Source organism: Neobacillus sp. DFD-2R (assembly GCF_057747865.1).
In genome coordinates, this window is the sequence record NZ_CM173228.1 from 1,369,131 (window position 1) to 1,380,724 (window position 11,594).

The 11,594-nt window shown below is 39.0% G+C and carries 11 protein-coding genes and 1 tRNA gene; all 12 read left to right on the forward strand.

From position 1 onward, the window contains the following. The first annotated feature begins 135 nt into the window (after positions 1–135). The 12 genes from gerE (at position 136) to lonB (ending at position 11,414) form a co-directional block, all read left to right on the forward strand. On the forward strand, positions 136–360 hold the full coding sequence (gene gerE, locus AC3ANV_RS06585; protein ID WP_026572264.1) for a spore germination transcription factor GerE: 225 nt from the start codon (positions 136–138) through the stop codon (positions 358–360). A 179-nt stretch (positions 361–539) separates the two neighbouring features. Beyond that, the gene (locus AC3ANV_RS06590) at positions 540–989 is read left to right on the forward strand and encodes a MarR family winged helix-turn-helix transcriptional regulator (protein ID WP_488312840.1); all 450 of its coding nucleotides are present in this window, start codon (positions 540–542) and stop codon (positions 987–989) included. Positions 990–1,004: 15 nt separating this feature from the next. Continuing rightward, entirely contained in the window at positions 1,005–1,799 is a 795-nt protein-coding gene (racE, locus tag AC3ANV_RS06595; protein ID WP_488312841.1) for a glutamate racemase, read from the forward strand. Between the two features lie 142 nt (positions 1,800–1,941). Then, the gene (locus AC3ANV_RS06600; protein ID WP_488312842.1) at positions 1,942–2,988 is read left to right on the forward strand and encodes a GerMN domain-containing protein; all 1,047 of its coding nucleotides are present in this window, start codon (positions 1,942–1,944) and stop codon (positions 2,986–2,988) included. 143 nt (positions 2,989–3,131) lie between these two features. After that, a complete protein-coding gene (rph, locus tag AC3ANV_RS06605) occupies positions 3,132–3,884 on the forward strand; it encodes a ribonuclease PH (protein WP_488312843.1) in 753 nt (250 codons plus the stop codon). A 12-nt stretch (positions 3,885–3,896) separates the two neighbouring features. Continuing rightward, the gene (locus AC3ANV_RS06610; RefSeq protein WP_488312844.1) at positions 3,897–4,508 is read left to right on the forward strand and encodes an XTP/dITP diphosphatase; all 612 of its coding nucleotides are present in this window, start codon (positions 3,897–3,899) and stop codon (positions 4,506–4,508) included. Beyond that, the gene (locus AC3ANV_RS06615) at positions 4,505–5,023 is read left to right on the forward strand and encodes a metallophosphoesterase family protein (RefSeq protein WP_488312845.1); all 519 of its coding nucleotides are present in this window, start codon (positions 4,505–4,507) and stop codon (positions 5,021–5,023) included. The genes AC3ANV_RS06610 and AC3ANV_RS06615 overlap by 4 nt, the downstream gene beginning before the upstream one ends. A 98-nt stretch (positions 5,024–5,121) precedes the next feature. Beyond that, positions 5,122–5,195, forward strand: a tRNA-Arg gene (locus AC3ANV_RS06620). 130 nt (positions 5,196–5,325) lie between these two features. After that, positions 5,326–6,351 carry a tetratricopeptide repeat protein gene (locus tag AC3ANV_RS06625; protein ID WP_488312846.1) on the forward strand — a complete coding sequence of 342 codons (1,026 nt, stop codon included), beginning with the start codon at positions 5,326–5,328 and terminating at the stop codon, positions 6,349–6,351. Between the two features lie 163 nt (positions 6,352–6,514). After that, entirely contained in the window at positions 6,515–7,792 is a 1,278-nt protein-coding gene (tig, locus tag AC3ANV_RS06630; protein ID WP_488312847.1) for a trigger factor, read from the forward strand. Between the two features lie 384 nt (positions 7,793–8,176). After that, positions 8,177–9,442 (forward strand): ATP-dependent protease ATP-binding subunit ClpX, encoded by a 1,266-nt coding sequence (gene clpX, locus AC3ANV_RS06635; protein WP_488312848.1) that lies wholly within the window; start codon positions 8,177–8,179, stop codon positions 9,440–9,442. A 304-nt stretch (positions 9,443–9,746) separates the two neighbouring features. Beyond that, entirely contained in the window at positions 9,747–11,414 is a 1,668-nt protein-coding gene (lonB, locus tag AC3ANV_RS06640) for an ATP-dependent protease LonB (protein ID WP_488312849.1), read from the forward strand. The last annotated feature ends 180 nt before the right edge of the window (positions 11,415–11,594 follow it).

An 11,594-nucleotide genomic window follows, 5' to 3' on the forward strand; every position in this document is an offset into this window, starting at 1 on the left:
ACATTTTTTTAACAAATTCACTCTCCCGGAAGCAAATATAGTCACTTCATATGTATCGTTCACATATGATATGGTGACTAAATATATACCCACCCCACGGTTCATAACTGGCGAAGGCAAGGAGGGTCACAATACTTGAAGGAGAATGATTATACTCACAAGCCGTTACTCACCAAACGTGAAAGAGAAGTATTCGAACTGTTAGTACAAGACAAAACAACGAAGGAAATCGCTGGTGAATTATTTATAAGCGAAAAAACAGTTCGAAACCATATTTCAAATGCTATGCAAAAGCTTGGTGTAAAGGGGCGTTCACAAGCAGTTGTAGAGCTCCTTCGTATGGGAGAGCTAGAACTTTAATCACGACCGGCATCCTTATGGGAGGCCGGTTCATAATTTGTAAGGGAAGATTCCGCTTGAAATTTTGACGAAAAAAGTAGAAAATAAGAGAAAAGCTTTAAGACAATCAGCTGGAATAAATATATTTTTATGCAAGAAATGGTCTTGAGGGGAAGGCCTATTATAGGGGTGTTTAATAGATGGAACTCGAAAATATACAAAGAGTTAATGGGGATGTTGTCGCTAATATTGAAAAAGATTTACGCTACATATCCGGGATTATTAAGCAAAAGGGTAGAGAAATGTTAAGTAATTATAAAATTACTCCACCGCAGTTTGTTGCATTGCAGTGGCTTTTTGAAGATGGCGATATGACCATCGGTGAGCTTTCTAATAAAATGTATCTGGCATGCAGCACTACTACCGACCTGGTTGATCGGATGGAGAAAAATATGCTCGTCATCCGAGTAAAGGATCCGAGTGATCGCCGTGTAGTGAGAATTCACTTGCTCGAAGAAGGCGAGAGAATCATAGATGAAGTAATTAAAAAGCGTCAAAGGTATTTGGAGGAAGTGTTAAAGAATTTCTCAAGTGAAGAAATTCAATTTTTCCAAAACAATTTAATGAAACTGCATCAAGAAATGCGTTAGAATGAGGCGAGAAGTTTGAAACAACCGATAGGTGTTATTGATTCCGGTGTAGGTGGATTAACTGTAGCAAAAGAGGTTTTAAGGCAGCTCCCAAATGAAAAAATTATCTATTTGGGGGATACGGCACGGTGCCCATACGGCCCAAGATCTCTTAAGGAAGTAAAAAGGTTCACTTGGGAAATGACATCTTTTTTATTAGAAAAAAAGATAAAGATGCTTGTGATTGCGTGCAACACGGCAACCGCTGCCGTCCTCGAAGAAATTCGCAGGGAGCTAAAAATACCTGTGCTCGGGGTTATCAATCCGGGTGCACGTGCGGCAATCAAGCGGACAAAGAACTACCGCGTTGGGATTATCGGCACGGAAGGAACCGTCAAAAGCGGTGCTTATGAAAAGGCATTAAAATCGTTAAATAGCAGGCTTTTTGTAAAAAGCCATGCTTGTCCAAAATTTGTCCCTCTTGTTGAGAGTGGAGAATACGATGGACCAATCGCAGAAACAATTGTTGACGAAGCGTTACAGCCGTTACTTCAACAAAATTTAGATACGCTTATATTAGGATGCACCCATTATCCTTTGCTTGAACCATTGATTAAAACTGTGATGGGGAATCAGGTCCACGTCATTAGTTCAGGTGATGAGACAGCAAGAGAGATCAGTGCTATCCTTCAATATAACTGCTTGCTTGACTCGGTTGAGGACGAGCCGATTCATGAATTTTATACAACCGGTTCAACAGCGATTTTTTCAAAAATTGCCTCCCAGTGGCTTGGGATACCCATTAATAATGTGAAAAAAATAAAACTGTAAGCAGGGGCTCCTAAGGGCTTCTGCTTTTTTGTTAAATTTCATGTTTTTAAAAAGAATCTTTTCATTTTCTTGAAGAAAACGGTCTATTTTTCCCTTAGGCTCGTATACATGATAGTACAAACTGTCTTAGGGGGGAATTAATATGTCTAAAAATAAAGCTATAACCCTGGTTACGGCTATGTTTGCCTCTTCAGTACTATTATCAGGGTGCGGACTTTTTGGCAATGAAGTACAAAAGAAAATAGATCCGCCAAAAAGTGTCGCAATCAGCGATAAAAATGTTAGCAAGGATACGGCTTCAAAAAAGGAAAAGACCCAAGGGCTGGTAAAAACGGAATTATATCTTATTGATAAAAATGGCTATGTGGTACCGCAAACATTAGCGCTGCCAAAAACAGCTTCTCCTGCCAAACAGGCGTTGGAATACCTGGTTACCAATGGTCCTGTTTCTGAGATGCTGCCAAATGGATTTAGGTCCGTATTACCAGCAGATACCTCCCTTTCTGTAGCCATTAAGGACGGGGTAGCAACCGTAGATTTTTCGAAAGAATTTAAGAATTACCAGGCAGCAGACGAATTGAAAATTCTTCAATCGGTGACTTGGACATTGACTCAATTTAATTCCATCAAGCAAGTAAAGCTCCAAATGGCAGGTCATGAATTAACGCAAATGCCTGTAAAAGGAACCCCGATTAGTGAAAACCTATCAAGAGCGAGCGGTATTAATATTGATACGGCTGATGTAACTGATATTACAAATACAAAGCCTGTTACAGTTTATTATATTGGCGGCGTTGAAGGTTCGTACTACTATGTACCGGTTACACGCAGGGTTAGCAATAATGAGAAGGACAATATTGTTGCCGTAGTAAATGAATTAATTCAGGGACCTAGTGAAAAATCCAACCTTGTGTCTGAGTTTATGTCAGATGTAAAACTGCTTGGGACACCGAAGGTAGAAAACGGTAAGGTTACCCTGGACTTTAATGAAAATATTTACGGCAGCTTTAAGAAAAATATGATTTCACAGCATTTATTAGACACGCTAGTATTATCATTAACAGAACAAAAAGGAATTGACCAAGTAGCTGTTACCGTAAAAGGAAAAGCAGGATTAGTCAAAGAAGACGGTAAAAAATTAACTGCGCCTGTAACTCGTCCGGAAAAAGTAAATACGGGTAGTTTTTAAAAAAATATTTTTGTTATACTATATAGTGACCATGAAAGAGGTTGGCTTTAATGCCGCCTCTTCTTTATTTAGTTTGTTTCTTGCAAGCGGATATGCCGGTTAGAGAAGTGGGGGAATACCTCACAATGAAGGAGGAAGTTTTTGTGCGTGTAGATGGAAGAGAATCATTGCAATTAAGACCCATACATATTGAAACAAATTATTTGAAGCATCCCGAAGGTTCTGTCCTCATTTCTGTGGGTGATACGAAGGTGATTTGCACTGCCAGTATAGAAGATCGAGTGCCGCCTTTTATGAGAGGAGAAGGTAAAGGATGGATTACTGCCGAATATTCGATGCTTCCCCGAGCAACGGAATCCCGAAACATAAGAGAGTCTTCCAAAGGGAAGGTATCAGGAAGGACAATGGAAATTCAACGGTTAATTGGCCGTGCCTTACGGGCGATTGTCGATTTAGGAGCTATTGGGGAAAGAACGGTATGGATTGATTGTGATGTCATTCAAGCCGATGGAGGAACCCGTACAGCATCGATTACGGGTGCGTTTGTAGCGATGGCTCTTGCCTTAAATGCGTTAGCTGAGAAAAAGGCGATTAAATTTCCAATTACCGATTACTTAGCAGCTACGAGCGTAGGAGTTTTAAAAAATAACCAGACTGTACTAGATTTAAACTATGCTGAAGATTCAAAAGCACAAGTGGATATGAATGTTGTCATGACCGGTAATGGAGAATTCGTTGAGCTCCAAGGCACGGGCGAGGAATCTACCTTTTCTTATGCACAGCTTCAAGAGTTATTGCATGCAGCCCAAGAAGGGTTAATGGAGCTTTTTGAACAACAAAAAATAGCCCTTGGAAATGAGATTACAAAAAAAATAGAAGAGAGAAGAAAGAAATAGAGGAGATCCGAAATGAAAGAAGTTATTATTGCGACAAAAAACCCTGGAAAAGCGAAGGAATTTGAGCATATTTTTGCATCAAGGGGAATTGCGGTTCGAACGCTGCTGGATTTTCCGGAAATCGCAGATGTCGAAGAAACAGGCACTACTTTTGAAGAGAATGCCATTCTGAAAGCAGAGGCTGTTTCACGTCTATTAAATAAAATGGTAATCGGTGATGATTCAGGACTAATGGTCGATGCGCTTGAAGGACGACCGGGAATTTATTCTGCCCGATATGCAGGAGAGCAAAAAGATGATCAAGCAAATACGGATAAAGTTCTTAGCGAATTAACAGACATTCCAACAGAGGAGCGAGCCGCCCGATTTTATTGTGCCTTAGCGATTGCTATGCCAAAGCAAAAAACAATTACCGTTTCAGGAACCTGTGAAGGCCAAATACTTGCAGAACGAAGAGGTACAAATGGCTTTGGCTATGACCCGGTTTTTTATTTGCCGGAAAAAGGACTGTCTATGGCGGAACTGCCATCCTCAGAAAAAAACAAAATCAGTCATCGCGCAAATGCGTTGAAAAAACTAGACACTGTTCTTGATTCTATACTAGAAAGAACTAACCAATCATGAGCAAAATTTTAATCGTAAGCGATAGCCATGGATTGACAAAAGAGCTCGAGATTTTACGGGAGAGGCATGTTCAGGAAGTCGATTTAATGATTCATTGCGGTGATTCACAACTAATGCCTGATGAACAACCTATTTCAGGTTATTTAACGGTAATGGGAAATTGTGATTTTGGCGGCTATCCATTGGAAACAGTCACAGAGATTGGCGACCGCAAAATATTTATTACCCATGGGCATAAATATTCTGTTAAAACGTCATTGATGAACTTAAAATATAAGGCTCAGGAATTTAACGCCAATATTGTTTGTTTTGGTCACTCTCATGTCATAGGTGCAGAAGTAATAGACGGGATTCTCTTTTTAAATCCGGGAAGTATCCGGCTGCCACGGGAGCGGTTTGAAAAAACATATATGATTCTGGATTTAATTGATGATAGGATAAAACTTTCTGTGTTTGAGTTAAATGGGCGGGAACTCGCGGATTTAGCTCGGGAATTTGTATTACCAAAAAGATAGAGGATCTCCCCTCTATCTTTCTTAAAAAATTAATGAAAACATGTTGACTTTTAAATATCAGGATTATATAATAAATCTTGTCTTCGATAACTTAATATGTCCCAGTAGCTCAGCCGGATAGAGCATACGCCTTCTAAGCGTACGGTCGGGAGTTCGAATCTCTCCTGGGACGCTAACTAAAAAGTGCAAATAAGCACTTTTTTTGTTTTAACCTCTTATTTCGTATGATTTAAGAGTTTTTTTGTCTTTTCTATTTTTCCGTGCTACACTATTTTTCAATACAAACGTAAGGACGGTTTTTTATGAAAAAACGGGGAAAAACACAAAGAAAAGATAATGTCATCTTCTTTCCCGGACTCGAAAAAAGATTAGCAGACAAAGGCTTAGAAAGCCTGCAAAAGAAAAATTTTGCTGAAGCTATTACCTTTTTGGAAGAGGCAAGAGGGCTTGATGCGGATAATGGTGACGTTTTAATCGGGCTTGTGCTCGCCTATTTTGAAGCAGCTTCTTTTCATAAAGCAAAAGAGTTGGCTAATGAGATGCTGTTGAAGGGGATCGGTGACTATTTTCAGTTGGTCGACCTTTATTTAACCATTCTCATTCAGCTTCATGAATACCCTGAAATTGTGTCAACAATCGAAGCGCTTTTAGAAGAAAAAGAAATTCCGCCGGAAAAACTGGATCACTTTTTAACCATCCTTCAGTTCAGCCGCCGTATGGCGGAGAATATTCAGCCTGAGTTAAATGATGATTTACCCGAGGAAAAGGAGCTGAATAAGTTAAATCTTTTTTCCTTACATAATTTGAATCAACAAATGTTGGTAATAGCAAATCTGGCAGAAAAAAATGTTCGTCCGTATATTCCTGAAATCCAAGCCTATTTAATCGCAGAAGATGGCCATCCTTTTCTAAAAACGATGCTGCTGACTCTTTTAAAAGAACAAGAATATGACAAAGAATTAACGGTAAACAAATTTAATATTCCACTGAAAATTATTCCAACTGAACTCCCGGAAATTAATTTACAGCCAAAAATGAAAGAGATAGTAGAATTATTAAGAGATAGATTGGAAAATAGTAATCCTGTTCTTTTTGAAAATATTATAGGATTGGTTGAACGGATTTTTTTTATCAGCTATCCATTCGACCTTCAACAGGAAAACACCGATGCATGGGCCGCAGCTTTTCATTTACTGGCGCATGATTACCTTGGAATAGAGCCTGAAATTAACAATATCTCTAGCGAATATCAGGTTTCAAGTGAAAAAATTAAGCTTGCAATGGCCAAAATAAGGGGAATAGAAGAAATTTCATATCCTAATATATAGGTATTGCTGTTGAAAGAAGATAAACCTATGTTATAATGTAGGGGTTGCACCCGTGTAAAAATAAAAATTTTACAGCAAAAGAGGATATTGACTTGATAGACAAGCATATTCCTACTAATTCGTTAAGAATGAAATGAGAATAGATTGTTGGAGGGAAATTAGTATGACTGCAAAGTGGGAAAAGTTAGAAGGAAACCGCGGTGTTCTTACAGTTGAAGTAAGTGCAGAGGAAGTAAGCAAAGGCTTAGAAGCGGCATTCCAAAAAGTAGTTAAACAAGTTAGCGTTCCGGGATTCCGTAAAGGAAAAATGCCTCGTGGAATGTTTGAAAAGCGTTTCGGTGTTGAATCTCTTTATCAAGATGCATTAGATATTATTCTACCGGAAGCATACGGAAATGCTATTGACGAAGCAGGTATTGAGCCGGTTGACCGTCCTGACATCGACATTGAGCAAATGGAAAAAGGCAAAGAACTTATTTTCAAAGCTACGGTTACAGTTAAACCGGAAGTGAAATTAGGCGAGTACAAAGGCTTAGAAGTAGAAGAGTTAGATACTAACGTAACAGATGAAGATATCCAAGCTGAATTAACAACTCTTCAAAACCGCCAAGCAGAACTAGTGGTAAAAGAAGAAGGCACTGCTGAAAACGGTGATACAGTTGTTATCGACTTTGAAGGATTCGTTGATGGCGAAGCATTTGAAGGCGGTAAAGCTGAAAACCATTCATTAGAGTTAGGCTCCGGATCTTTCATTCCCGGTTTTGAAGAGCAACTGGTAGGATTAGCTGCCGGTGAATCAAAAGATGTCGAAGTAACGTTCCCGGAAGAATACCATGCTGCCGAGCTAGCTGGTAAACCGGCAACTTTCAAAGTTACTGTTCATGAAATTAAAGGCAAAGAGCTTCCTGCATTAGATGACGAGTTTGCAAAAGATGTAGATGACGAAGTTGAAACTTTAGATGCATTAAAAGAAAAAATCAGAACTCGTTTAACAGATAGCAAAAAGCACGAAGCTGAACATCATGTTCGTGACTCAGTAGTAGAAAAAGCTGCTGCAAATGCAGAAGTTGAAATTCCTGAAGTTATGATTGAAAACGAAGTAAACCGCATGTTGCAAGAATTCGAGCAACGCTTACAAATGCAAGGTATGAATCTTGAGCTTTACTTCCAATTCTCAGGTCAAGACGAAAAAGCATTGCGTGCACAAATGAAAGAAGAAGCAGGGAATCGTGTACGTGTGAACTTAACGCTTGAAGCGATTGCTAAGGCTGAAAATCTTGAAGTGACTGACGAAGATGTAAATGCTGAACTTGAGAACATGGCTGGAATGTACAACATGACTGTTGACAGCATTAAGAAAGCACTTGGCGGTCTTGAAGGCATTAAAGCAGACCTTAGTCTTAAAAAAGCAGTTGACTTTCTTGTTGAAAACAAGAAATAATGATAAATAAATCCGGGCACGATTTTAATCGTGCCTTGTTTTATACAAGTTTTGAATTACATATTATAATAAGTAAAGGGAAACCTTTTTAACAATGGACAGGCAGGAAATTGACAATTACATAGCGAATTCATTAATTCCCGGTAAGTTTAAGATTTATTTTTAAAAATAATGGTAATGCTTATTGAGTACATAAGTTTTTATTTAAAGAGCGTTTCCAAACAAAAAAATTAGACATAATAGAGTAAAGCTTTTTATTTCCAGTCCATTGGCTTTATGTGTTACAATGCAGTACATATACAAAAAATGTTTCAAGAAGACTCGGATTTGTTTAGATTCTAGAGCATAATTATGGTTTTTAACAAGGTCCAAGGGGTGAAAAGATTGTTTAAATTTAATGATGAAAAAGGACAATTAAAGTGTTCCTTCTGTGGTAAGACACAGGATCAAGTCCGTAAATTAGTTGCCGGTCCTGGAGTTTATATATGTGACGAATGTATCGAGCTTTGCACAGAAATCGTTGAGGAAGAACTTGGAACAGAAGAAGAAGTAGAATTTAAAGACGTTCCAAAACCAAAAGAAATCTGTGAAATTCTTGATGAATACGTCATTGGTCAAGATCAGGCAAAAAAGTCGCTGTCAGTTGCAGTTTATAATCACTACAAGCGTATCAATTCCAATAGTAAAATTGACGACGTTGAGCTCTCTAAGAGTAATATTTGTATGATCGGACCGACTGGAAGCGGTAAAACATTGTTAGCGCAAACGTTGGCTCGTATTTTAAATGTACCGTTTGCTATAGCCGATGCAACTTCTCTTACCGAAGCTGGCTATGTTGGGGAAGACGTTGAGAACATTTTATTAAAATTGATTCAGGCTGCGGATTATGATGTTGAAAAAGCAGAAAAAGGCATAATTTATATTGATGAAATTGATAAAATTGCCCGTAAATCTGAAAATCCTTCCATTACCAGAGATGTTTCCGGTGAAGGTGTTCAGCAGGCATTATTGAAAATTCTTGAAGGTACCGTTGCAAGTGTTCCTCCTCAAGGCGGAAGAAAGCATCCGCATCAAGAATTTATTCAAATTGATACAACCAATATCTTATTTATCTGTGGCGGAGCCTTTGATGGAATCGAGCCGATTATTAAACGTCGCTTAGGTCAAAAAGTGATCGGTTTCGGATCAGATTTGAAGTCACAGGAAATTGGGCAAAAAGAGCTTCTTTCTAAAGTATTGCCTGAAGACTTGCTCCGTTTTGGATTAATTCCGGAATTTATCGGCCGTCTTCCGGTTATTGCAAGCCTTGAACAGCTTGATGAAGATGCATTGATTGAAATTTTAACGAAGCCAAAAAATGCTTTAGTTAAACAATATCAAAAAATGCTTGAAATCGATGATGTGAATTTGGAATTTGAAGAGGGCGCACTAAAAGAAATTGCCAAGAAAGCAATTGAACGTAAGACAGGGGCCCGTGGCCTGCGTTCCATCATTGAAGGAATCATGCTTGATGTCATGTTTGACCTTCCTTCACGTGATGATATCACTAAGTGTATTATTACAAAGGAAACAGTTGTGGATAACAGCATACCGAAACTTGTTTTAGAAGATGGTACAGTTGTTGATGAAGAAAGAAAAACATCTGCATAACAAAAAGGACCCGGCTTGTAGCCGGGTCCTTTTTGTAAGGATAAGAAAGTATAAATTTTGACTTTGAGAATTGTCTAGCTTCAGCGCCCAGCGGCTAGTGAACTTCGCTCTTCTCCCTACGATAAGTCAACATCGGATCGCTCCGCTCTCCGTGTTTCCTTTATCTCAGTCGAAGTGCTCCAGTCCTGTCGTGCGCTAAACGGGCGCTTGCGCTTTTATTATTTTTCTGGTTTATTCCAACCCTCAGAAGGAAATACTTATTAATATCTATTAAAGTATTGAGTTTCATGAGGAGGGCATTTATATGAGTTGGACGGGGATTGCCTTATTTATACAGCTTTTTTTCGGAATCATCATTGGGCTGTATTTTTGGAATTTGCTGAGGAATCAGCGGACACAAAAAGTCTCCATCGATCGGGAATCCCGAAAAGAAATGGAACAGCTTCGAAAAATGAGATCCATTTCATTAACAGAACCATTGGCTGAGAAAGTACGACCTACTAGCTTTCAAGATATTGTCGGCCAAGAGGATGGAATAAAATCTTTAAAAGCAGCATTATGTGGACCCAACCCACAACATGTAATCATTTACGGTCCGCCGGGAGTAGGTAAAACGGCAGCTGCCCGATTAGTTCTCGAGGAAGCAAAAAAGAATCAAAAGTCTCCATTTAAACCTGCATCCGTTTTTATTGAATTGGATGCGACAACAGCCAGATTTGATGAACGGGGAATTGCCGATCCGTTAATCGGTTCTGTTCACGATCCAATTTATCAAGGGGCAGGTGCAATGGGACAAGCGGGAATCCCACAGCCAAAGCAGGGGGCGGTAACAAATGCCCATGGCGGCGTGCTGTTTATTGATGAAATAGGGGAATTGCATCCAATCCAAATGAATAAGCTTTTAAAAGTTTTGGAGGATCGGAAGGTATATTTAGAAAGTGCTTATTATCATGAGGAAAATACACAAATTCCAACACATATCCATGACATTTTTAAAAACGGACTTCCAGCTGATTTTCGCCTAATAGGGGCGACAACAAGGACACCAAATGAAATTCCCCCAGCCATTCGTTCACGCTGTATGGAGGTTTTCTTTAGGGATTTAAATCAAGAAGAGGTCCTAACCGTTGCCAAAAAAGCAGCTGACAAAGTAGGTCTTAAGATAAATGAATCAGGCGTAGAAACACTTTCCAATTATGCAAGAAATGGGCGGGAAGCAGTCAATATGGTTCAAATTGCTGCCGGACTCGCCATAACAGAAGATCGTGATTTTATTAAGGATGAAGAAATTGAATGGGTCATTCATTCCAGCCAAATGACACCAAGGATGGAAAGAAAGATTAACGATATTTCACACGTGGGTCTTGTGAATGGACTGGCTGTCTATGGACCAAATTCCGGTGCACTTCTTGAAATAGAAGTAACCGTCATCCCGGCTAAAGAAAAAGGATCAATCAATATTACGGGAATTGTTGATGAAGAAAGTATTGGCGGACAAGGAAAATCGATTCGCAGAAAGAGTATGGCTCGTGGCTCGATTGAAAATGTTATTACAGTTTTAAGATCGATGGGTGTTCCGGCAGATGATTTTGATATTCATGTCAACTTCCCTGGAGGGGTACCGATTGATGGACCGTCAGCCGGTATCGCGATGGCTACAGGAATCTATTCAGCTATTTATAAAATCCCGATTGACAATAAAGTAGCCATGACGGGTGAAATCAGCATTCATGGGAATGTAAAACCAATCGGCGGCGTATATCCAAAGGTGAAAGCAGCGAAAAAAGCCGGTGCAAAAACAGTTATCATTCCGGAAGAAAATATGCAGTCAATCTTAAACGAAATCGACGGAATTAATATCGTTCCGGTTACTCATTTACATGAAGTTTTCGAAATTGCTCTCGTAAATGGTTTAATAAAAAATGATGCAATTCCAGCTTCGATCGAACTTTCAAAAAAAGAAACGATTTAGATAAAACTTCGGTTTGTGAACAGCTTACAAACCGAAGTTTTTTCTTGCGAATTCTAATCTGAATTTAGGAAGATTTCCTTATGTTTGGGAAAAATAAATCATATGAAAGAAGTGGATTCTTTATAATTAGACACTTTTTTGCAAATGAGATAGAATTGTACAAAGACTATTCCTAGCAGG